Source organism: Pseudomonas entomophila, from assembly GCF_029478665.1.
GTDB classification, from domain to species: Bacteria; Pseudomonadota; Gammaproteobacteria; order Pseudomonadales; family Pseudomonadaceae; genus Aquipseudomonas; species Aquipseudomonas entomophila_F.
The window spans coordinates 1-21,063 of record NZ_JARPQB010000070.1 but is presented as its reverse complement, the minus strand read 5'-3'; the positions used below and the strand labels follow the sequence as shown (position 1 = coordinate 21,063).

21 protein-coding genes and 1 pseudogene are annotated in these 21,063 nt (G+C 64.9%); 16 read left to right on the top strand and 6 right to left on the bottom strand.

The window, feature by feature from the left end; translation table 11 throughout:
* Positions 1–40: 40 nt before the first annotated feature.
* From P5705_RS24665 to P5705_RS24655, 3 genes are all read right to left on the bottom strand, one after another.
* A complete protein-coding gene (locus P5705_RS24665; RefSeq protein WP_277463497.1) occupies positions 41–685 on the bottom strand; it encodes an oxidoreductase in 645 nt (214 codons plus the stop codon).
* A 27-nt stretch (positions 686–712) separates the two neighbouring features.
* A complete protein-coding gene (locus P5705_RS24660; protein ID WP_277463496.1) occupies positions 713–2,446 on the bottom strand; it encodes a C13 family peptidase in 1,734 nt (577 codons plus the stop codon).
* Positions 2,447–2,631: 185 nt separating this feature from the next.
* Complete coding sequence (locus P5705_RS24655; protein WP_240064878.1) at positions 2,632–3,087, bottom strand: MaoC family dehydratase; 456 nt, start codon at positions 3,085–3,087, stop codon at positions 2,632–2,634.
* A 149-nt stretch (positions 3,088–3,236) separates the two neighbouring features.
* On the opposite strand from P5705_RS24655, the gene P5705_RS24650 reads away from it, so the two are divergent.
* The 3 genes from P5705_RS24650 to P5705_RS24640 are packed head-to-tail and all read left to right on the top strand — an operon-like array spanning position 3,237 to position 4,912.
* The gene (locus P5705_RS24650; protein ID WP_277463495.1) at positions 3,237–3,599 is read left to right on the top strand and encodes a CidA/LrgA family protein; all 363 of its coding nucleotides are present in this window, start codon (positions 3,237–3,239) and stop codon (positions 3,597–3,599) included.
* Positions 3,596–4,312: an LrgB family protein gene (locus tag P5705_RS24645; RefSeq protein WP_277463494.1), complete on the top strand. Its 717-nt coding sequence runs from the start codon at positions 3,596–3,598 to the stop codon at positions 4,310–4,312. The genes P5705_RS24650 and P5705_RS24645 overlap by 4 nt, the downstream gene beginning before the upstream one ends.
* Positions 4,313–4,321: 9 nt before the next feature.
* Complete coding sequence (locus P5705_RS24640) at positions 4,322–4,912, top strand: LON peptidase substrate-binding domain-containing protein (protein ID WP_213658449.1); 591 nt, start codon at positions 4,322–4,324, stop codon at positions 4,910–4,912.
* 49 nt (positions 4,913–4,961) lie between these two features.
* On the opposite strand, the pseudogene P5705_RS24635 reads toward P5705_RS24640, so the two are convergent.
* Positions 4,962–6,242: pseudogene (locus P5705_RS24635) on the bottom strand (bifunctional DedA family/phosphatase PAP2 family protein); the annotation flags it as partial.
* A gap of 3 nt (positions 6,243–6,245) precedes the next feature.
* Positions 6,246–6,938, bottom strand: coding sequence for a DNA-3-methyladenine glycosylase (locus P5705_RS24630; protein WP_277463493.1), 693 nt, complete (start codon positions 6,936–6,938; stop codon positions 6,246–6,248).
* A 288-nt stretch (positions 6,939–7,226) separates the two neighbouring features.
* Here P5705_RS24630 and P5705_RS24625 point away from each other — a divergent pair, with 288 nt between their 5' ends.
* The 13 genes from P5705_RS24625 to P5705_RS24565 all read left to right on the top strand — a co-directional run bounded on the left by P5705_RS24625 (position 7,227) and on the right by P5705_RS24565 (position 19,762).
* Positions 7,227–8,498, top strand: a complete 1,272-nt coding sequence (locus P5705_RS24625; RefSeq protein ID WP_277463491.1) for a glutamate-5-semialdehyde dehydrogenase — start codon at positions 7,227–7,229, stop codon at positions 8,496–8,498.
* Positions 8,467–9,159 (top strand): nicotinate-nucleotide adenylyltransferase, encoded by a 693-nt coding sequence (gene nadD / locus P5705_RS24620; RefSeq protein ID WP_277463490.1) that lies wholly within the window; start codon positions 8,467–8,469, stop codon positions 9,157–9,159. Before P5705_RS24625 ends, nadD begins: the two co-directional genes overlap by 32 nt.
* A gap of 44 nt (positions 9,160–9,203) precedes the next feature.
* Positions 9,204–9,632, top strand: coding sequence for a ribosome silencing factor (gene rsfS / locus P5705_RS24615; RefSeq protein WP_277463489.1), 429 nt, complete (start codon positions 9,204–9,206; stop codon positions 9,630–9,632).
* 9 nt (positions 9,633–9,641) lie between these two features.
* Entirely contained in the window at positions 9,642–10,109 is a 468-nt protein-coding gene (rlmH, locus tag P5705_RS24610; protein ID WP_011535845.1) for a 23S rRNA (pseudouridine(1915)-N(3))-methyltransferase RlmH, read from the top strand.
* A 17-nt stretch (positions 10,110–10,126) separates the two neighbouring features.
* The gene (mrdA, locus tag P5705_RS24605; protein WP_011535844.1) at positions 10,127–12,025 is read left to right on the top strand and encodes a penicillin-binding protein 2; all 1,899 of its coding nucleotides are present in this window, start codon (positions 10,127–10,129) and stop codon (positions 12,023–12,025) included.
* A gap of 38 nt (positions 12,026–12,063) precedes the next feature.
* A complete protein-coding gene (gene rodA / locus P5705_RS24600) occupies positions 12,064–13,167 on the top strand; it encodes a rod shape-determining protein RodA (RefSeq protein ID WP_011535843.1) in 1,104 nt (367 codons plus the stop codon).
* A gap of 17 nt (positions 13,168–13,184) precedes the next feature.
* Entirely contained in the window at positions 13,185–14,195 is a 1,011-nt protein-coding gene (gene mltB / locus P5705_RS24595) for a lytic murein transglycosylase B (protein WP_277463488.1), read from the top strand.
* Positions 14,195–15,193, top strand: a complete 999-nt coding sequence (locus P5705_RS24590) for a septal ring lytic transglycosylase RlpA family protein (protein ID WP_277463487.1) — start codon at positions 14,195–14,197, stop codon at positions 15,191–15,193. The genes mltB and P5705_RS24590 overlap by 1 nt, the downstream gene beginning before the upstream one ends.
* Before the next feature lie 358 nt (positions 15,194–15,551).
* Complete coding sequence (locus tag P5705_RS24585; RefSeq protein ID WP_277463485.1) at positions 15,552–16,712, top strand: D-alanyl-D-alanine carboxypeptidase family protein; 1,161 nt, start codon at positions 15,552–15,554, stop codon at positions 16,710–16,712.
* 73 nt (positions 16,713–16,785) lie between these two features.
* Positions 16,786–17,061, top strand: a complete 276-nt coding sequence (locus P5705_RS24580; RefSeq protein ID WP_011535839.1) for a DUF493 domain-containing protein — start codon at positions 16,786–16,788, stop codon at positions 17,059–17,061.
* Entirely contained in the window at positions 17,061–17,708 is a 648-nt protein-coding gene (lipB, locus tag P5705_RS24575) for a lipoyl(octanoyl) transferase LipB (protein ID WP_277463483.1), read from the top strand. Before P5705_RS24580 ends, lipB begins: the two co-directional genes overlap by 1 nt.
* Positions 17,709–17,710: 2 nt before the next feature.
* Positions 17,711–18,727, top strand: a complete 1,017-nt coding sequence (gene lipA / locus P5705_RS24570; protein ID WP_011535837.1) for a lipoyl synthase — start codon at positions 17,711–17,713, stop codon at positions 18,725–18,727.
* A 96-nt stretch (positions 18,728–18,823) separates the two neighbouring features.
* Positions 18,824–19,762, top strand: coding sequence for a S66 peptidase family protein (locus P5705_RS24565; protein ID WP_277463482.1), 939 nt, complete (start codon positions 18,824–18,826; stop codon positions 19,760–19,762).
* A 111-nt stretch (positions 19,763–19,873) separates the two neighbouring features.
* Here P5705_RS24565 and P5705_RS24560 read toward each other — a convergent pair.
* On the bottom strand, positions 19,874–21,063 hold a 1,190-nt coding region (locus P5705_RS24560), incomplete at its 5' end, for a lytic murein transglycosylase (protein ID WP_277463481.1).

Here is a 21,063-nt window from a genome sequence, read left to right as displayed (position 1 = left end):
GCTGAAGCCGCTCCTACAGAGATCGCGTCTGGCCAGATGATCAGCGCTTGCCCAGTTTGCGCAACTCGTCGGACTCGACGACGCGTATGCCGTCCTCTTCCTCCAGCGCCAGGCGCCACAACGCCCGGGCCAGGGCGCAAACCTCGATGCCCCGGTACTTGCCCGGCACCAGGCGCATCAGCGGCGCGGCCAGGCGTTCACCCAGCCGTGGTGGGGTGCGCTCACCCAGCAGCAGCGACGGTCGCACAATGGTCAACTGCGGCCAATCCTGTTGCTTGAGCGCCTCCTCCATCTCACCCTTGACCCGGTTGTAGAAGATCGTGGATTTCGGGTCGGCGCCCAGGGCGCTGATCACCAGCAGGTGGCGCGCGCCCAACTCCCGGGCACGTTTGCTGAAGGCCACGACCATGTCCAGGTCGACGGCGCGGAAGGCGGATTCGGAGCCGGCCTGCTTGAGCGTGGTGCCCAGGCAGCAGAAGGCGATATCGACACGGCCAGCCAGTTGCGGGAGAAACACGGCCGGGTCACCCACCGGGTTTTCCAGGTGCGGGTGCTCGGCCAGTGGCCGGCGAGTAGGCGCCAGCACACGGCTGATGGTGGGTTCGTTGAGCAGGCGGTCGAGCAGGTGTTCACCCGTCAGGCCCGTGGCACCGGCAAGCAGGACATGCTGAGGCGTCAAGTACATGATGTCTCTCCCTTGTTACTTCAAAGCTTAGTGGGTGCCCGGTGTTTTTGCGCGGTCACCCGCCGCGGGGCGGGCATCAGTGCCCAGGGCTTGCTCGGCCTGTTGCCGGCGCAGGCGCTGCCAGTGCGCGATCACCGCTGGCGGTGCCCACAGCTGCGGCTCGGAGGCGTCGAAACCGTCCCGTCGTTCTCTTTCGGCAACGGTCTTGCGCGCCAGTTCAAACGCCTGTTTCAGGTCGTCGGTCTGGTTCAGCGCCTGGGCGAACAGGGCATCGCCGAAGTAGGTGAAGTCGGCCTCTTCCGAACAGCCGAACGACACCCGGTCGGGGCGCGCGGCGGTCATGATCAGGGTCCGGTCGTCCTTGAGCGGAGCGATGTAGCCCCCGGAATAGCAGGCCGAGATGACAATCACCTTGTCGCGCTCCTTGAGCGGCGCCAGGGCGCTTGCCAGTTCGTCGGCGCTCAGGTCGGCCAGTTGCAGGCGCGGCTGGTCCAGCACCAGCTGGTGATCGTGGCTGCCGTGGCTGGTCAGGTAGATGAACACCAGGTCTTCCGGGCCGCTGCGTTCGGCCAGGGTGCGGGCGGCGCGGGTGAGGTTCTCGCGGGTGGCCATGGGGCGGTCGGCCAGGTGGTCGCGGTGGTTGACCAGGGTGACCTGGCCCTGGGCGCCGAAGCGCACCTTGAGCATGTTGCTGACATAGTCGGCCTCGCGCAGGAACACGCTCTGCTGGCCGTCCCCGGCCACCACCAGGCTGTACAACTGCAGCGGCGCGACGGAGCGTGGGACCTTGGCCAGTGCGTCGTCCAGCAGCTTGCCCTGGTTGAGCAGGGCAAGGTCGAGCGGGTCGGGGAGCAACTTGCCCTTCTCGTCGCGCACACGCACACCATTGGCCCAGGTGCCGCCCTCGGCCTTGCCGTTGGCGCGGGTCAAGCGGCCGTGGCCCTGGTAGGCGTCATCGGCGAAGCCGCCGGCATACTGGCTGCCATCGGCCAGTTGCAGGGTGCCCATGCCGTTGAAGCGCCAGTCGCGGAAACCGCCTTTGTAGCGGCCGCCATCGCTGCCCAGCAGTTCGCCTTCACCGACCAGCACGCCGTCCTTGAAGTCGCCGATCCACACGTCGCCATCGGCGTTCTCGTAGCGGCCACGACCTTCCAGGCGATTGTCCTTGAATTCACCGATGTATTGCTCGCCGTCGGCGCTGTCGTAGGTGCCGGCGCCCTGTAGCTTGCCGTCGATGAAGTGGCCGCTGAACTGGTTGCCGCTGGCGTCGCTGCGAACCCCCGCGCCATTGGGCTTGCCCTTGGCGAACAGGCCCTGGTAGCGGCTGCCGTCGGCCAGTTCGAGCTGGCCGGCGCCATCGTACTGGTCGTCCTTGAACTGGCCGCGGTAGGTCTGGTCGTGCTGCTTGAGCGCGCCCTCGCCATCGCGTCGGCCATGCTTGAACGTGCCGGCGTAGTGGCTGCCGGGGGTGGTGAGGTCGCCCAGGCCCTGGAACAGGCCTTCGCTGAACTGGCCGCGGTACACCTCGCCATTGCTGCCGTGCCATTCGCCCTGGCCGTGCCACTGCCCATCCTTGAACGTGCCGGCGTACCAGCTGCCATTGGGGTAGTCGATGCGCCCTTCGCCCTGCAGCAGGCCATTGACCACCTGGCCACGGTAGCGGCCGCCATCGGGCAGGCGTGCGTCCGGCGGCGACAGCGGTTCGCCTTCGCCACAGGCAGTGAGCAACAGGATCAGGGTGAGAGGGAGCAAAGGGCGCATGGTGGAGTCCGGACGAACGATGCGCCGAGTATGCCGCAGAATGCCGGGGGCCGTGAATGAGGGGGTGTCGGTATCAGCGCCCTGCCTGTAGGAGCCGGCCTTGCCGGCGAAAGGGCCAGTGCAGTCGGCTCAAGGCAGTGGCTCCCACAGGGCTGGGGGATTCCCAACACGTTGTGTCAGGAATCTCAGACGAAGCAGAGCGACAGCGGTTCGGCGATATAGGCCGGTTTCTCCTCACCTTCGATCTCGAGGGTGACGGTTGCCTTGAGCAGCCACTGCCCCGGCTTCTTCTCGGTGGCGTCGACCAGTTCGACCTTCAATCGCACATTGCTGTCGACCTTCACCGGCTGGATGAAACGCACGCTGTCGAGCCCATAGTTGACCACCATCTTCAGCCCTTCGGGCAGCACCAGGATGTCTTCCATCAGCTTGGGGATCAGCGACAGGGTGAGGAAACCATGGGCGATGGTGGTGCCGAAGGGGGTCTTGGCCGCTTTCGCCGGGTCCACATGGATGAACTGGAAATCGCCGGTAGCCTCGGCGAACAGGTTGATGCGTTGCTGATCGATCTTCAGCCAGGCGGAACGTCCCAGTTCCTTTCCAACGTACTGCGAAAGCTCTGTAACGGGTACATAGGGCATCGCGACTCTCCAGATTGTCATTTTGTACGAATGTGCAAGATCAGCACGGCGAACCGTTTCAGTCAAGTTGCCCGCTTTTCGCCGAATATCGCCTTATAGACACTTGCTTAGCGTGCTTATAATGGCCGCCATGCTCTCGGGAGGTCCTTATGCTGTTGCGTGGTTTGACCTGGCTGGTGCTGTTCCAGTTGCTGGGGACGGCGATCAATCACCTGTTCCTGGCGATCCTGCCCGGACCGATCATCGGCCTGCTGCTGTTGCTGGCCTTCCTGATGATCCGCGGCGAAGTGGGCAAGCCGCTCAACGATGCCGCCAGCAGCCTGCTACGCTACCTGCCGTTGCTGCTGGTGCCGCCGGCGGTGGGGGTGATGGTCTACGCCAAGGATATCGCCGCGGACTTCTGGGCCATCGTCGGCGCGCTGCTGGTCTCCTGCCTGCTGACCCTGGTGTTCGTCGGCGTGCTGATGCAGAGGCTCATCCATCGCCAGGGCAAGCGCGAGGAGCAGCCATGACCCTCGACTGGCACGGCGCGCTCGATGCGGTCATCCACCACCCGCTGTTCGGCATCGGCATTACGCTGGCCGCCTACCAGCTGGTGCTGGCGGCCTACGAGAAGACCCGCTGGATCTTCCTGCAGCCGGTGCTGGTGTCGATGCTGGTGGTGATCGGCGTACTGCTGCTGTGCGGTATCGACTACAGCGAATACCGCAAGAGCACCGAGATCATGAACATCCTCCTCGGCCCGGCCACGGTGGCCCTGGCGGTGCCGCTGTACCTGAACCTGCGGCGCATCCGCCAACTGTTCTGGCCGACATTTACTACGCTGGTAGTCGGGGGGCTGTTCGCCACCGTGGCGTGCCTGGCGCTGGGGTGGTGGTTCGGCGCCGAGCACATGATCCTGATGACCATGGCACCGAAGTCGGTGACTTCGCCCATCGCCATGCTGGTGGCCGAGCAGATTGGTGGCGTGGCGGCCCTGGCGGCGGTGTTCGTGCTGATCACCGGGGTGATCGGGGCGATCTTCGGCCCGGCGCTGCTGACCCGCTGCGGCGTGCTCAGCCCCGAGGCGCGGGGCATGGCGCTGGGGGTGACCGCCCATGCGGTCGGTACCTCGGTGGCCTTGCAGGAAAGTGATGAATGCGGCGCCTTCGCCGCGCTGGCGATGAGCCTGATGGGCGTGGCCACGGCAGTGTTCCTGCCGCTGGCGGTCAGCCTGGTGGCTTGAGGAAAACACATGACACTACCGCTTTTTCCGCTCAATACCGTGCTGTTTCCCGGTTGCCTGCTCGACCTGCAGATTTTCGAGGCGCGCTACCTGGACATGATCGGCCGCTGCATGAAGCAGGGCACGGGCTTTGGTGTGGTGTGCATCCTCGAAGGCGAGCAGGTGGGCAAGGCCCCGCCGGCGGTGGCCTCGATTGGCTGCGAGGCGCTGATCCGCGACTTCGTGCAGCAGGACAATGGCCTGCTGGGTATCCGCGTCGAGGGCGTCAGGCGGTTCACTGTCGAGCAGACCGAGGTGCAGAAGGACCAGCTCATGCTTGCCGAGGTGCAGTGGCTGCCCGACCAGGCGGACAGCCCGCTGGTGGAGCAGGACGATGACCTGCTGGCGTTGCTGCTGGCGCTGGGTGAGCACCCGATGGTGGAGGCGCTGGACATGCCCCGGGATGTCGATGGGCGCCAGTCGCTGGGCAACCAGCTGGCGTACCTGCTGCCGTTCGTGGAGGAGGACAAGCTGGACTTGCTGGCGATCGATTCGCCGCAGCGGCGGCTGGAGGCGATCCAGGCGCTGCTGGAGCGGATCCAGGGTGAGTTGTTCGCCTGACTTGCTGTTCGCCGGCAAGCCGGCTCCTACGGGTTTGATGCTCGCCGCNGTGCAGGGCAAAGAACGCCAGCAACGCGACACACGCCGGCAGCACCAGCCACCATACCCGTTGCGACAACGCCGTGAGCGGCTGGCGATACTGGACCAGTGTCAGGCTCGCCGCGCACACACAGCATGCCAGCAACGCCCCGGCCAGGATATCCGTCGGCCAGTGCGCCCCCAGATACACCCGCGACAGCGCGATGGCCAGTGCCGGCAAGCAGCCCAGCATTACCCAGGTCAGGCGCATGCGCGGCGGCTGACCACGGCCGGCCAGCACCGCCAGCACCAGGAAGAACGCGAACGACGCCGAGCTGTGCCCACTGGGCATGCTGTAGCTGGTCAACGGGTCGGCCAGCACTTCCGGGCGTGCGCGGGCAAACAGCCATTTCAACGAGCCATTGGCCAGCGCCGTGCCGATCAGCGTCGCGCCGGCGAACAGGGCATGGCGCCATTGACGGGCCAGCAACAGCAGGCCGGTCAGCAGGCCACCCAGGAAGAACTGGGTACGGAAGTCGCCCAGCCGGGTGATCACCACCACGGCGCCATCGATGGCCTGGCTGCGATGCTCCTGCACCAGGGTCATCAGGCCCTGGTCGAATTCGTTGAGGTAGGGCCAGCCGATGAACAGCGCCGCCACTGCCAGGCCGCTCAGCGCGGCGATCAACCGGGTACCGTAGCGTTGGTCGCGCAGGCTGCTGTTCAGGCTCAGGCCGATCAGCACCGCGAGGGTACCGAAGACGATGCCGGCATCCAGCCAGAAGCCTTCCGGTAGCGGCAGCCGCATCGCCGCGCCAGTGGCCCAGCCCGGCAGCAGGTAGGCGACCGACCAGCCGGCGCCGGCCACCAGGCTGACGGCGATGAAACGCGGCAGCGGCATGTCGAACATACCGGCGACCATCGGCAGCATCGGGCGCAGCGGGCCGATGAAGCGCCCGACCAGCAGGCTGGCGATGCCGTAGCGCTGGAAGTATGCCTCGGCGCTGCCGATCCATTCCGGGTGGCTGCGAAGCAGCGGCAGGCGGCGGATGTTCTGGTGGAAGTATTTGCCCACGCCATAGGAGATCGCGTCACCGAGCAGCCCGCCGAGGAAGCCCAGCAGCAGGGTTTCCCCAAGCGTGAAGGCACCGCTGCCGGCCAGCACGGCGACGGCGAACAGCAGCACGGTGCCGGGCACGATGATGCCGGCGATGGCCAGGCATTCCACGCAGGCGATCACGAAAATCGCCAGGCCAAGCCACTGCGGGTTGGCGCCGAGCCAGGCGGTCAGGCTGTCGAGCCATTGGCCCATGGGTCAGTTTCCTTGTTCGAGGATGAAGAAGTCGCGGCCTTCGTGCTGGCCGCGGCGCAACGGGTTGCGGGTGCAGTAGCGGGCGTACTCGGCGTCGACGAAACGGTAGGGCAGGTGTTCGTCACGGCCGTGGGGGATGCCCAGCCGGGCGGCCTGGATCACCCGGTTCACGACGATGCCGCAGTCTTCGACGTAAAGGCGTTCGGGGTCGAACCGTTGCGCGTCCCAGTGCGGTACTTTCAAGCCCATGGCGCGGCACAGCAGGGTCTGGCCATTGCACAGGCGCTCGGGTGGGCGCAGGTTGCCGCTGGCGTCGGGGTTGTTGAGCTGCATCCGCGCCAGGCTGTTTTCGTCGGACAGGGCGTCGGTCCAGGGGTAGGCGGACTTGATCAGCACCGCGTTGCCCGGGCCCTGGGCGCTGAAGTTCAGCGAGTCGCCGCCGCGGGCGTAGTACATGTAGATGTGGCCGCCGTCGAGGAACAGCGCCTTGCGCTTCTCGGTGTAGCCCAAAGAGGCGTGGCTGCCCTTGTCGGTCAGGTAGTAAGCCTCGGTCTCGATGATCCGTGCGGCCAGCCAGAGGTCGCCGTGGCGGTGGCGGATGACCTTGCCCAGCAGGTCGCGGGCGAGGGTCTGGGCATCGCGGTCGAAGAAACTGTCGGGCAGCGCGCGGGCCGGGCAGGGGGCTGGGGCGGACATACAAGCGGTTCGTGGCTGTGAAGGCGCAGATGATAGCAACGAATGGCTTAACCGAGGCTGAATCAGCGTGAGGCCATCGCCGCTTCCACGATCATGCCTGAACACCGCGGGTGGCGTGGGAGCGGGCTTGTCCCGCGATGAGCTGTCAGACGATTCTGATACGGGGCGTTACATCTTTGCGCCCCATTCCTTCGTGCCATTTTCTACCATCCGCCACCCGCCGCTGGGCGTACCCGAGCGCTCCAGTTATAATCAGCCGATTTCCCCTTTCGCCAAGACACCGAGCCCATGACTGAGTCCGTTCTTGACTACATGACCCGCCTGGGTCGCGCCGCCCGTGAGGCCTCGCGGGTGATCGGCCGTGCCAGCACCGCGCAGAAGAACCGCGCCCTGCAAGCCGCCGCCGACGCCCTGGACGCCGCCCGCGGCGAGCTCACCGCAGCCAATGAACAGGACCTTGCCAATGGCCGTAAAAATGGCCTGGAGCCCGCGCTGCTCGACCGTCTGGCACTCACCCCCGCGCGCATCGACGGCATGATCACCGGCTTGCGCCAGGTGGCCAGCCTGCCGGACCCGGTTGGTGCCATCCGCGACATGAGCTACCGCCCGTCGGGCATCCAGGTCGGCAAGATGCGCGTGCCGCTGGGGGTGATCGGGATCATCTACGAGTCGCGCCCCAACGTGACCATCGACGCCGCCAGCCTATGCCTCAAGTCGGGCAACGCCACCATCCTGCGCGGCGGTTCCGAAGCCATTCACTCCAACCGCGCCATCGCCACCTGCATCCAGCGTGGCCTGGCCGAGGCCGGTTTGCCGCCGGCGGTGGTGCAGGTGGTCGAGACCACCGACCGTGAGGCGGTCGGCGCGTTGATCAGCATGCCGGCGTTCGTCGACGTCATCGTCCCGCGCGGCGGCCGTGGCCTGATCGAGCGCATCAGCCGTGACGCCCGGGTGCCGGTGATCAAGCACCTGGACGGCATCTGCCACGTTTTCGTCGACGAGCACGCCGACCTGGACAAGGCCTGGCGCGTCGCCTTCAACGCCAAGACCTACCGCTATGGCATCTGCGGCGCCATGGAAACGCTGCTGGTCGACCAGCGCGTGGCCGAGCGCTTCCTGCCGGAGATGGCCCGCCGCTTCCAGGAAAAAGGCGTCGAACTGCGCGGTTGCGAGCGCACCCAAGCGATCATCGACAGCAAACCGGCCAGCGAAGACGACTGGCACACCGAGTACCTCGACGCGATCCTGTCGATCCGCGTCGTCGACGGCCTGGAGCAGGCCATCGAGCACATCAACCACTACGGTTCGCACCACACCGACTCGATCATCACCGAACACCAGGGCCAGGCCCGGCGCTTCATCGCCGAAGTCGACTCGGCGTCGGTCATGCTCAACACCCCGACCTGCTTCGCCGACGGCTTCGAGTACGGCCTCGGCGCGGAGATTGGCATTTCCACCGACAAGCTGCATGCCCGCGGCCCGGTCGGGCTGGAAGGCCTGACCTGCGAGAAGTACGTGGTGATCGGCGATGGCCAGCTGCGCGGCCAGGAGCCGTGCTGAGTTGAGCAGTGCTTTGGCAGTCCGGCGCGTCGGCATTCTCGGCGGTACGTTCGACCCGGTGCATATCGGCCACCTGCGCAGTGCGCTGGAGGTGGCCGAGTTCATGCGCCTGGACGAGCTGCGCCTGCTGCCCAACGCTCGCCCGCCGCACCGTGACACCCCACAGGTGGCGGCCCAGGACCGCCTGGCCATGGTGCGCGACGCGGTAGCCGGAGTCGGCTGCCTGAGTGTCGATGATCGTGAGCTGGCCCGCGACAAGCCGTCGTACACCATCGACACCCTCGAGTCGATTCGTGCTGAGCTGAACACGCATGACCAGTTGTTCCTGGTGCTGGGCTGGGATGCCTTCTGTGGCCTGCCCAGCTGGCACCGTTGGGAAGAACTGTTGCAACACTGTCACATCCTGGTGCTGCAGCGCCCGGATGCCGATGTCGAACCCCCTGACGAGTTGCGCAACCTGCTGGCGGCGCGCTCGGAGAGCGATCCCACCGCCATGTCCGGCCCGGCGGGGCATATTTCGTTCGTCTGGCAGACCCCGCTCGCGGTGTCCGCCACGCAAATCCGACAGCTGCTGGCCAGCGGCAAGTCGGCGCGGTTCCTGGTGCCGGACGCAGTACTGGCCTATATCGAGGCGCACGACCTGTATCGTGCGTCCAACTGACGGCGCCCGCGAGCGCCTCATTCAATGAGTTGAACGAGTTTTATATGACCAAGCAGAAAATCAATGGCATCAGTGGCGAAGAACTGGTCGAACTGACCAAGGCCGCACTGGAAGACGTCAAGGCCCAGGACATCCAGGTCATCGACGTGCGTGAAAAGCACAGCCTGACCGACTACATGATCATCGCCACCGGTACCTCCAACCGCCAGATCAACGCGATGCTGGAAAAGGTCCGCGAAGCGGTCAAGGCCAAGGGCGCACAGCCGCTGGGCGAAGAAGGCAAGGGCGACAGCGACTGGGTGCTGCTCGACCTGAACGACGTCATCGTGCACATGATGACCGCCGCCGCCCGCCAGTTCTACGACCTGGAGCGTCTGTGGATGGGTGCCGAGCAGAGCCGTGCCGCCGATGGCAAGCACCACAGCCCGGAAAACACCCACGACTATTCCGACAAGCTCAAGGATCGGGAATAAGGTCGCGCCGTGCGTCTGCGTCTGATCGCGGTCGGCTCGCGCATGCCGAAATGGGTCGAGGAAGGCTGGCATGAGTATGCCAAGCGCCTGCCCTCGGAGCTTGCGCTGGAGCTGGTGGAAATCCCGCTGAACACCCGCGGCAAGAACGCCGATGTCGCTCGCCTGATCCGTCAGGAGGGCGAGGCGATGCTGAGCAAGGTGCAGCCCGGGGAACGCATCGTCACCCTCGAGGTCCATGGCAAGCCCTGGAGTACCGAGCAACTGGCGGGCGAGCTGGACCGCTGGCGCCTGGATGCGCGCACGGTCAACCTGATGGTGGGTGGCCCGGAAGGGCTGGCGCCGGAGGTCTGTGCACGCAGTGAGCAGCGCTGGTCGCTGTCGCCGCTGACGCTGCCGCACCCGTTGGTAAGGATACTCATCGGCGAGCAGATCTACCGCGCCTGGACCGTGTTGTCCGGGCATCCCTACCACAAATGAACCTGTAAGCCCGCCCGATGCCGCAGCAGATCCGCCTCAAGGACCACGAGAAAGACGCCCGCCTGGTGCGCAACCGCGTCGTCGTGGGCGCCGTGGCGGTGGTGGCGCTCGTCTGCGTGCTGATCGCCCGGCTGTACTTTCTTCAGGTCATCCAGTACGACTACCACTCGACGCTGTCGGAGAACAACCGGGTGCATGTGCAGCCGATTCCGCCAACCCGTGGGTTGATCTTCGACCGCAACGGGGTGGTGGTTGCCGACAACCGCCCCAGCTTCAGCCTGGTCATGACCCGCGAGCGCGCCGGTAACCCTGGCAAATGGCAGGACGTACTGGATGTGATCGTCGAGGTGCTGGAACTCACGCCAGACGATCGCGCCCTGTTCGAGAAACGCATGAAGCAGGGGCGCCGGCCCTTCGAGCCGGTACCCATCCTGTTCGAGCTCAACGAAGAACAGATCGCCCGCATCGCCGTGAACCAGTTCCGCCTGCCCGGCGTGGAAGTGGCCGCGCAGTTGGTGCGCCACTACCCGCAGGGCGCGCACTTCGCCCACTCCGTGGGCTATGTGGGGCGGATCAACGAGAAGGAACTCAAGACCCTCGACCCGGTGAACTACAGCGGCACCCACCATATCGGCAAGACTGGCATCGAGCGTTTCTACGAGCCCGAGCTGCACGGCCAGGTGGGTTACGAGGAAGTCGAGACCAACGCCCGCGGCCGTGTGCTGCGGGTGCTCAAGCGCACCGACCCCAAGCCGGGCAAGGATATTGTCCTGAGCCTCGACATCAAGCTGCAGGAAGCCGCCGAGCAGGCCCTGGGCGGGCGCCGTGGCGCCATCGTGGCCCTTGACCCACGCACCGGCGAGGTGCTGGCGATGGTCAGCCAACCGAGCTTCGACCCCAACCTGTTCGTCACCGGCATCAGCTTCAAAGCCTACGCCGAACTGCGCGATTCGATCGACCGGCCGCTATTCAACCGCGTGTTGCGCGGCCTGTACCCGCCCGGCTCGACCATCAAGCCGGCGGTGGCCATCGCCGGCCTCGACAGTGGTGTGGTCACGGCGGGCAGCCGGGTGTTCGACCCGGGCTACTACCAGCTGCCCAACTACGATCACAAGTACCGCAACTGGAACCGTACCGGCGATGGCTGGGTGGATCTGGATGTGGCGATCATGCGTTCAAATGATACGTACTTCTACGATCTTGCACACAAAATGGGTATCGATCGGCTGTCCAGCTACATGAACAAGTTCGGCATTGGCCAGAAAGTCTCGCTGGACATGTTCGAAGAATCCCCCGGCCTGATGCCCTCGCGCGAGTGGAAGCGCGCGACCCGTCGCCAGGCCTGGTTCCCGGGTGAAACCCTGATCCTCGGCATCGGCCAGGGCTACATGCAGGCAACGCCCCTGCAACTGGCCCAGGCCACCGCGCTGATCGCCAACAAGGGCGTGTGGAACCGCCCGCACCTGGCCAAGACCATCGAAGGCCAGCCGCCGGTGGACGAAAATCCCATGGAGAACATCGTCCTGCGTGACAAGTCCGACTGGGCCAAGGTCACCCACGGCATGGAGCAGGTGATGCACGGTGCCCGCGGTACCGCGCGCAAGGCCGCCCTCGGCTCGATCTACCGCATCGCCGGCAAGAGCGGCACGGCACAGGTCGTGGCAATCAAGCAGGGCGAGAAGTACGACCGCAACAAACTCCAGGAACGGCACCGCGACCACGCGCTGTTCGTTGCCTTCGCTCCCGCCGAAGACCCGAAGATCGTGGTCTCGGTGATGGTCGAGAACGGCGAGTCCGGCTCCGGTGTCGCCGCCCCCGTGGTGCGTCAGGTCATGGATGCCTGGTTGCTCGACGAGAACGGCCGCCTCAAGCCCGAGTTCGGCCCCGCCACAGTCGCCCAGGAACCGGCCCCGTGAAGAACAATTTCGATCGCATGCTCTCCAGCGAGGACGTGATGCGCAGGCGCGCCAGCTTCCTGCAGCGCATCCATGTCGACGGCCCCTTGCTGCTCATTCTGCTGACGCTGGCCGCCGGCAGCCTGTTCGTGCTCTATTCGGCCAGCGGCAAGAACTGGGACCTGCTGATGAAGCAGGCCAGCTCGTTCGGCATCGGCCTGGTGTCGATGTTCGTCATCGCCCAGCTCGAGCCGCGCTTCATGGCACGCTGGGTGCCCCTGGCCTACCTGGCCGGGGTGTTCCTGCTGGTGGTGGTGGACGTGATGGGCCACAACGCCATGGGCGCCACGCGCTGGATCAATATCCCCGGGGTGATCCGTTTCCAGCCCTCGGAGTTCATGAAGATCATCATGCCGGCGACCATCGCCTGGTACCTGTCCAAGCGCACCCTGCCGCCGCATTTGAAGCACGTGGCGATCAGCCTGGTGATGATCGGCGTGCCGTTCATTCTCATCGTGCGCCAGCCCGACCTGGGCACGGCGCTGCTGATCCTCGCCTCCGGCGCCTTCGTGCTGTTCATGGGCGGCTTGCGCTGGCGCTGGATCATCAGCGTGATCGCCGCGGCGGTGCCGGTGGCGGTGGCCATGTGGTTCTTCGTCATGCACGACTATCAAAAGCAGCGTGTACTGACCTTCCTCGATCCGGAAAGCGACCCGCTGGGCACGGGCTGGAACATCATCCAGTCCAAGGCGGCGATCGGCTCGGGCGGGGTGTTCGGCAAAGGCTGGCTGCTGGGCACACAATCGCACCTGGACTTCCTGCCCGAGAGTCACACCGACTTCATCATCGCCGTGCTGGGTGAGGAGTTCGGCCTGGTCGGCATCTGCCTGCTGCTGATCGTCTACCTGCTGCTGATCGGCCGTGGGCTGATGATCACCGCCCAGGCGCAGACCCTGTTCGGCAAGCTGCTCGCGGGCAGCCTGACCATGACCTTCTTTGTTTATGTGTTCGTCAATATCGGTATGGTCAGCGGCCTTCTGCCCGTGGTGGGCGTGCCGCTGCCCTTCATCAGCTATGGCGGAACTTCGTTGGTGACGCTGCTGTCAGCGTTTGGCGTTCTGATGTCGATCCACACGCACCGCAAATGGATCGCGCAAGTTTGAAAAAGGTGAAGAATTCAATGCAAGCAGTGCGTAACTGGGCTGCCCGTTGTGTGCCGTGGATCGGCGCGGTGGGCCTGTTCGGCGCTGTCCAGCAGGCTGTTGCCGGCGATTACGACAATTCGCCCCAGGTGGCCGAGTTCGTCGGCGAGATGACCCGCGACTATGGCTTTGCCGGCGAGCAACTGATGGGCGTGTTTCGCGAGGCGCAGCGCAAGCAGGCGATCCTCGACGCGATCTCGCGGCCGGCCGAGCGGGTCAAACCCTGGAAAGAATACCGCCCGATGTTCCTCACCGATGCGCGCATCGCCCGTGGCGTGGACTTCTGGCGCCAGCACGAGGCCGCCCTGGCCCGCGCCGAGCAGGAATATGGCGTACCGGCGCAATATATCGTCTCGATCATTGGCGTAGAGACCTTCTTCGGTCGCAATACCGGCAACTATCGCGTCATCGATGCCCTGTCGACGCTTGGCTTCGACTATCCGCCGCGCGCCGAATTCTTCCGCAAGGAGTTGCGCGAGTTCCTCCTGCTGGCCCGCGAGGAACAGCTCGACCCACTGACGCTCAAGGGCTCCTACGCCGGCGCCATGGGCCTGCCGCAGTTCATGCCCAGCAGCTTCCGCAACTATGCGGTGGACTTCGACGGTGACGGCCACATCAATATCTGGAACAACCCGGACGATGCCATCGGCAGCGTCGCCAGCTACTTCAAGCGCCATGGCTGGGTGGCCGGCGAGGCCGTTGTCAGCCGTGCGCAGGTGCGCGGCGAGCGCGTCGACGAGGGCCTGACCACGGGTATCGAGCCGGTGAAGACGGTCGGGGAGTTGCGAGCGCTGGGCTGGTCGAGCCATGATGCGTTGCGCGATGATCTGCCGGTCACCGCCTTCCGCCTGGAAGGCGAAAACGGCCCCGAATACTGGATGGGCCTGAAGAACTTCTATGCGATCACGCGCTACAACCGCAGCGTGATGTACGCCATGGCGGTGCATCAGCTCGCGGAACAGCTGGTTCTGGCACGGGGCGTCAAGTAATGCGCGAATTCTTCACAGTGAACACCGCCAAACTGTTGACCTGCCTCGCCGTGGGCCTGGTCCTGGCCAGTTGCTCCTCCAGCCGCCCCGCACCGCAGACTGGTGGCAACACCGTCCGCGCGCAGCCGGGCCTGGACATCAACCGCGCCCACAAGGATGGCGCGCCCTGGTGGGACGTGGATGTCAACAAGATCCCCGACGCCACCCCGACCGTGCACACAGGCAATTACAAAGCCAACCCGTACACGGTGATGGGCAAAACCTACTACCCGATGCAGGACTCGCGCAGCTATCGCGCCGAGGGCACCGCCTCGTGGTACGGCACCAAATTCCACGGCCAGAACACCGCCAATGGCGAGCTCTACGACCTCTACGGCATGAGCGCGGCACACAAGACCCTGCCGCTGCCGGCCTATGTGCGGGTGACCAACCTGGCCAATGGCCGCAGCGTGATCCTGCGGGTCAACGATCGTGGACCGTTCTACTCTGACCGCATCATCGACTTGTCATATGCCGCCGCGAAGAAGCTCGGTTATGCCGAGATCGGCACCGCGCACGTGCGCGTCGAAGGGATCGATCCACAGCAATGGTGGGCCCAGCGTGGCCAGCAGCCACCGCTGATGCTCAAGGAGCCACAGGTGGCCCAGGCCCAGCCGATTCCGGCCAGCACCGGGCGGGTCGAGCAATGGACGCCGCCGCCACAGCAGCACGCCGCACCCGTGGTGCCGGTGCAGGTGGGGGGTAACAACGTCCCGAGCGGCAATGGTGGCAGCTTCCTCCAGGTGGGCGCGTTCGCCAACCCGGACGCTGCCGAGTTGCTGCGCTCGAAGCTGAGCACCATGGTCAGCGCGCCGGTGTTCATCAGCTCTATCGTGCGCAACCAGCAAACGCTTCACCGGGTGCGCCTGGGGCCGATCAACAGCCAGGGCGAGATCCAGCAGGCCCAGGACAGCATTCGCCTGGCCAACCTGGGGCAGGCGAAGGTGGTCACTGATTAAACACTGAGGGCGCCATGCACTCTGTAGGAGCGGCCTTGTGCCGCGAAAGGGGCGCAACGCGGCCCCAGATTTCAGCGATTCTGCCGATATCGCCGGGGCTGCTTTGCAGCCCTTTCGCGGCACAAGGCCGCTCCTACAGGGGCGTGCCTGAACCAAAGGTCCCAAAACAGGCAACGCCGACCTGTCGGTTTGTTCATGAATTGCCGGGCAATGGCATGTACAATGCCCGTTTTTGCCCGCAGCGGCATTACGCCGCACATTCGGGCCAGGCCACAGGCCATAAAACTAGACTGACGGGGCGCTGGGCAACCGAACCTGCCCACGAAACATCAGACCATTAGCGATTTACGAGAGACGGATGAACATCACCAACCTTGCCAAACGACTCTGCCTGCCCGTTCTGCTGCTGATCACGCCTGCTGCCTTCGCGGCGGAGCAGATGATGCCGGCACCTCCGCAACTGGCCGCCAAGTCCTACGTACTCATGGACGCGTCCAGCGGCAACGTGCTGGTCGAGAACAACGGTGACGAGCGCCTGCCACCCGCCAGCCTGACCAAGCTGATGACCGCCTACATCGCCACCCTGGACATCCGTCGTGGCCAGATCGGCGAGAACGACCCGGTCACCGTCAGCGAGAACGCCTGGCGCACCGGTGGTTCGCGCATGTTCATCAAGGTGGGTAGCCAGGTCACCGTCAGCGACCTGCTGCACGGCATCATCATCCAGTCGGGCAACGATGCCTCGGTGGCCCTGTCCGAGCACATCGCCGGCAGCGAAGACGCCTTCGCCGACATGATGAACAAGACCGCCGGCGACCTGGGGATGGCCAACAGCCACTTCATGAACCCGACCGGCCTGCCGAACCCGGAGCACTACTCCTCGGCCCACGACATGGCCCTGCTGGCACGCGCGATCATCAACGAAGACCCCGCGCACTACGCCATCTACTCGCAGAAAGAGTTCTACTGGAACAACATCAAGCAGCCTAACCGCAACCTGCTGCTGTGGCGCGACAAGACCGTCGACGGCCTGAAGACCGGCCACACCGACGAAGCCGGCTACTGCATGGTCGCCTCGGCCGTTCGCGACGGCCAGCGCCTGATCGCCGTGGTGTTCGGCACCAACAGCGAACAGTCCCGCGCCGCCGAGACGCAAAAGCTGCTGACCTACGGTTTCCGCTTCTTCGAAACCCAGACCTTCTACCAGAAAGGTACCGAGCTGACTCAAGCTCAAGTCTGGAAAGGCGCGACCAACCAGGTGAAAGCCGGCCTGGCCAACGACCTGACCATGACCATGCCTAAAGGCCAATTGAAACGCCTCCAGGCTTCGATGACCATGAACCCGCAACTGACCGCTCCGATCGCCAAAGGTGACGTGATCGGCAAAGTGGAAGTCAAACTGGACGAGAAAGTTGTTCACAGCGCCGACCTCATCGCCCTCGACGGCGTGGAGGAAGCTGGTTTCTTCGGCCGTGTGTGGGATAGCATCCGCCTGTTCTTCTACGGTTTGTTCAACTGATACGTGACCTGCACGCCCCCGTGAACCAGGCGGGGGCGATGCTGCTGTCACGGCTTACGAGGCCGTTTCCGCCATGAGCGAAGAAGACGTCAAGTCGCACAAAATCGAATTCCCCTGCGAGGACTACCCGATCAAGGTGATCGGCGACACCGTTGTCGGTTTCCGCGACACCGTGATCGAAATCCTCAGCAAGCACGCCAAGGTCGACCTGTCGACCCTGGCCGAGCGCCAAAGCAAGGAAGGCAAGTACACCACGGTGCAACTGCATATCGTTGCCGAGAGCGAGAACCAGCTGCACGACATCAACAGTGCCCTGCGTGCCACCGGCATCGTGAAAATGGTGCTGTGATGTCCGGCGTTCTCGGTGTTCGCGATCTTGGCCTGCAGCCCTATGAGCCGGTGCTGGAGGCCATGCGTCGCTTTACCGAGCAACGTGGCCCCGACAGCCAGGACGAAATCTGGCTGGTGGAGCACCCAGCGGTTTTCACCCAGGGGCAGGCCGGCAAGGCCGAGCACCTGCTGATCCCGGGCGAGATCCCGGTGGTGCAGACCGACCGCGGCGGCCAGGTCACCTATCATGGCCCCGGCCAATTGGTGGCTTACCTGCTGTTGGACGTGCGCCGCCTGAGCATTGGCGTGCGCGAACTGGTCAGCCGTATCGAGCAGACCCTGATCGACCTGCTCGCCAGTTATGGCGTGCAGGCCGTGGCCAAGCCCGATGCCCCTGGCGTCTATGTCGATGGCGCGAAAATCGCGTCCCTTGGCCTTCGAATCCGCAATGGCCGTTCCTTCCACGGCCTTGCCCTGAACGTGGACATGGACCTTGCGCCATTCCGCCGAATCAACCCCTGTGGGTATGCGGGGCTGGCCATGACCCAGCTGCGCGACCTGGCAGGCCCGATCGAACTCGACGAGGTCAGGACAAGGCTGCGCGGACAGCTGGTCAGGCACCTCGACTATGCTGAGCAGACGACCCTGACGGGCGGAATCGACTGATTATGACAACTGTGCAAGAAGCCGTGCCGAACCTGATCCCGACGCAAGACGTCACCCCGCGCCCCGCCCCGAAGAAAGTCGAAGCTGGCGTGAAGCTGCGCGGCGCCGAGAAGGTGGCGCGTATCCCGGTGAAGATCATCCCCACCGAAGAGCTCCCGAAGAAGCCTGACTGGATTCGCGTGCGCATCCCAGTTTCGCCGGAAGTCGACCGTATCAAGCAACTGCTGCGCAAGCACAAGCTGCACAGCGTCTGCGAGGAGGCCTCCTGCCCGAACCTGGGCGAGTGCTTCTCCGGCGGTACCGCCACGTTCATGATCATGGGCGACATCTGCACCCGTCGCTGCCCGTTCTGTGACGTTGGCCACGGCCGGCCGAAGCCGCTGGACCTGGACGAGCCTAAGAACCTGGCCATCGCTATCGCCGACCTGCGCCTGAAGTACGTGGTGATCACCTCGGTGGACCGTGACGACCTGCGTGACGGCGGCGCCCAGCACTTCGCCGACTGCATCCGCGAAATCCGCGCGCTGTCGCCGGGCGTGCAGTTGGAAACCCTGGTGCCCGACTACCGCGGGCGCATGGACGTGGCGCTGGAGATCACCGCGCAGACCCCGCCGGACGTGTTCAACCACAACCTCGAGACCGTGCCGCGCCTGTACAAGGCCGCGCGTCCGGGTTCGGACTACGACTGGTCGCTGGACCTGCTGCAGAAGTTCAAGCAGATGGTCCCGCACGTACCGACCAAGTCCGGCCTGATGCTGGGCCTGGGCGAAACCGACGAGGAAGTCATCGAGGTCATGCACCGCATGCGTGAGCACGACATCGACATGCTGACGCTGGGCCAGTACCTGCAGCCGTCGCGCAACCACTTGCCGGTGCAGCGCTTCGTGCACCCGGACACCTTCGCCTGGTTCGCCGAGGAAGGTTACAAGATGGGCTTCAAGAACGTTGCCTCCGGCCCGCTGGTGCGCTCGTCGTACCACGCCGACCAGCAGGCTCACGAAGCCAAGATCAAGCTCTGACGCGAGCTTGAGTGACAATGCCGATGCACGCCGTGAGGCGGCATCGGCTTTTTTTTAGCTGCAAGTTTCAAGCGACAAGCTGCAAGGAGTGGCGCGATGAATTGTGTGGAGACTGTTGAATCCCTGTTGCCCAAGGCATTGCCCGACAATGCCTGCTTCGCCATCGTCGCGCCGGCGGGGCCGGCTCGGGTGGACGCCGACAAGGCACGCCAGTGGTTCGAACGGCGGGGCTACAGCTGCCGTCTCTATCCCGGGGTAAGCCAGGCGGATGGTTACCTGGCGGGCAGCGACCAGCAGCGCCTCCAGGACCTGCACGATGCCTTTCACGACCCCGGCATCGACGCCATTCTCTGCATGCGTGGCGGCTACGGCAGCATGCGCCTGCTCGATGCCCTCGATTTCGAGCTGATTCGCCGCCATCCCAAGCCGCTGATTGGCTACAGCGATATCACTGCCCTGCACACGGCAATCAACCGGTATTCGGGCCTCGTCACGTTCCACGGGGCGATGCTCAATGCCGACTTGCTGGGTGGGAAGCTCGAACCTACCGTGGGTTCGCTGTTCGAACAGTTGGGCGGGCAGTTGGGGAAGGGTGATGAGATTGGCCATCCTGCCGCCTTCCCGCTTACCACTGTGGTACCTGGAGTGGCCTCCGGGCGCCTGATGGGGGGCAACCTGTCGATGCTGGGCGCCACGATGGGCTCGCTGGCGGAGATTGATACCCGCGACAGCATTCTGTTCATCGAGGATGTCAACGAGCCGCTTTACCGCGTGGACCGACTGCTGACCCAGCTGCGCCTGGCGGGCAAGCTGGAGGGTGTGCGAGGTGTGCTGGTGGGGGATTTCGCGGGGATTACGGTCACATCATTGACGCCGTTGCTGCTGGATATCTTTGGGCCGCTTGGCGTGCCTGTGCTGGCGGGGTGGCGCAGTGGGCATTGTGATCCGAACGTGTGCCTGCCGCTGGGGGCGAGGGTGCGGCTGGATGCCGGCCAGCAGAGGGTGGCGCTGGGGCAGGGATTGTTCAAGGCTTGAAAGGGGGCCGCTTTGCGGCCCATCGCCGGCAAGGCCGGCTCCTACAGGTACAGCGCAGGTCTTGGGATCGACGCAAACCTGTAGGAGCCGGCCTTGCCGGCGAACAAGGTCTCAACGACGCAGGCTATCGAGCAGCTTGTGCGTAGGGTACCCATCCGCCGGCCAGCCCTGCGCCTGCTGCGCATTGCGGATGGCCTTGCGGGTGTTGGCACCGATGATCCCGTCAGGATTGCCCGCCTCATGTCCGTTGGCATTGAGCAGCGTCTGCAGCTCGATGCGCTCGCTACGGCTCAGCGGCAGATCGTCCTTTGGCCAACTGCCTGCGATAAAGCCCCAACCGTAGAAACGGTCCCCCAGCAGGCTCACCGCCAGCGCATACGAAGACGAGTTGTTGTACTTGAGGATGGCGCGGAAGTTGTCCAGCACCAGGAATGCCGGGCCGCGGGCGCCAGCGGGTAACAACAGCGCGGCGGAGAGCTGGCTGCTGCCAGCGGGCAGTTGGGTGCCTGCTGGCAGCTTCACGCCCAGTTGCAGCCACTCGTTGACGCTCTTGCGCTGGCTGCCGTCGGCCAGCCAGAAGTCAAAGCCCGCCGGTACCTGCACCTCGAAGCCCCAAGGTTGGCCACGCTTCCAGCCGGAGGCTTGAAGGTAGTGGGCGGTCGACGCCAGGGCGTCGGCGGTGCTGTTCCAGATGTCGCGGCGACCGTCGCCGTCGAAGTCCACGGCGTGCGTCAGGTAGGTGGTCGGGATGAACTGGGTCTGGCCCATGGCGCCGGCCCAGGAGCCGCGCATGGCGTCGGGCTGGATATCGCCGTTCTGCAGGATCTGCAGGGCGGCGATCAGCTGGTCCTGGGCGAATTGCGGGCGACGGCCTTCGTAGGCGAGGGTGGCCAGCGAGCGGATCACCGACTTGCTGCCCTGGAACTGGCCGAAGTTGCTCTCCATGCCCCAGACCGAGACCAGTACCTGGCGGTCGACACCGTAGCGCTGTTCGATGCGGCCCAGCAGTTCGCTGTTCTGCTCCAGCAGCTTCTTGCCATTGCGCACACGCAGGGGCGACAGGGCGCCGTCGAGGTACTCCCAGACCGGGCGGGTGAACTCGGGCTGGCTGCGGTCGGCCTTGATCACGTCCATGTCTGGCGTGACGCCCAGGAAGGCGCGGTCGAACAGGCTGGGGCTGATGCCGGCTTGCAGGGCTTGCTGGCGGAAGCCGGCCTGCCATTGGGCGAAGGTCTGCAACGGCTGGATTTCGGTGCTGACTTCAGGGGTGGCACTGGGCAGTGTGACGACCGGGGCGGGCT

Excerpts from the sequence above, each read along its gene's own strand:
- P5705_RS24590 (WP_277463487.1), top strand. The coding sequence starts at position 14,195 with ATGCGCGAATTCTTCACAGTGAACACCGCCAAACTGTTGACCTGCCTC.
- P5705_RS24645 (WP_277463494.1), top strand. The coding sequence starts at position 3,596 with ATGACCCTCGACTGGCACGGCGCGCTCGATGCGGTCATCCACCACCCG.
- rsfS (WP_277463489.1), top strand. The coding sequence starts at position 9,204 with ATGACCAAGCAGAAAATCAATGGCATCAGTGGCGAAGAACTGGTCGAA.
- rodA (WP_011535843.1), top strand. The coding sequence starts at position 12,064 with ATGCGCAGGCGCGCCAGCTTCCTGCAGCGCATCCATGTCGACGGCCCC.
- mltB (WP_277463488.1), top strand. The coding sequence starts at position 13,185 with ATGCAAGCAGTGCGTAACTGGGCTGCCCGTTGTGTGCCGTGGATCGGC.
- P5705_RS24650 (WP_277463495.1), top strand. The coding sequence starts at position 3,237 with ATGCTGTTGCGTGGTTTGACCTGGCTGGTGCTGTTCCAGTTGCTGGGG.
- lipA (WP_011535837.1), top strand. The coding sequence starts at position 17,711 with ATGACAACTGTGCAAGAAGCCGTGCCGAACCTGATCCCGACGCAAGAC.
- P5705_RS24655 (WP_240064878.1), bottom strand. The coding sequence starts at position 3,087 with ATGCCCTATGTACCCGTTACAGAGCTTTCGCAGTACGTTGGAAAGGAA.
- P5705_RS24630 (WP_277463493.1), bottom strand. The coding sequence starts at position 6,938 with ATGTCCGCCCCAGCCCCCTGCCCGGCCCGCGCGCTGCCCGACAGTTTC.
- P5705_RS24640 (WP_213658449.1), top strand. The coding sequence starts at position 4,322 with ATGACACTACCGCTTTTTCCGCTCAATACCGTGCTGTTTCCCGGTTGC.
- P5705_RS24565 (WP_277463482.1), top strand. The coding sequence starts at position 18,824 with ATGAATTGTGTGGAGACTGTTGAATCCCTGTTGCCCAAGGCATTGCCC.
- P5705_RS24665 (WP_277463497.1), bottom strand. The coding sequence starts at position 685 with ATGTACTTGACGCCTCAGCATGTCCTGCTTGCCGGTGCCACGGGCCTG.
- P5705_RS24585 (WP_277463485.1), top strand. The coding sequence starts at position 15,552 with ATGAACATCACCAACCTTGCCAAACGACTCTGCCTGCCCGTTCTGCTG.
- P5705_RS24580 (WP_011535839.1), top strand. The coding sequence starts at position 16,786 with ATGAGCGAAGAAGACGTCAAGTCGCACAAAATCGAATTCCCCTGCGAG.
- mrdA (WP_011535844.1), top strand. The coding sequence starts at position 10,127 with ATGCCGCAGCAGATCCGCCTCAAGGACCACGAGAAAGACGCCCGCCTG.
- P5705_RS24660 (WP_277463496.1), bottom strand. The coding sequence starts at position 2,446 with ATGCGCCCTTTGCTCCCTCTCACCCTGATCCTGTTGCTCACTGCCTGT.
- lipB (WP_277463483.1), top strand. The coding sequence starts at position 17,061 with ATGTCCGGCGTTCTCGGTGTTCGCGATCTTGGCCTGCAGCCCTATGAG.
- nadD (WP_277463490.1), top strand. The coding sequence starts at position 8,467 with ATGGCCAGCTGCGCGGCCAGGAGCCGTGCTGAGTTGAGCAGTGCTTTG.
- P5705_RS24625 (WP_277463491.1), top strand. The coding sequence starts at position 7,227 with ATGACTGAGTCCGTTCTTGACTACATGACCCGCCTGGGTCGCGCCGCC.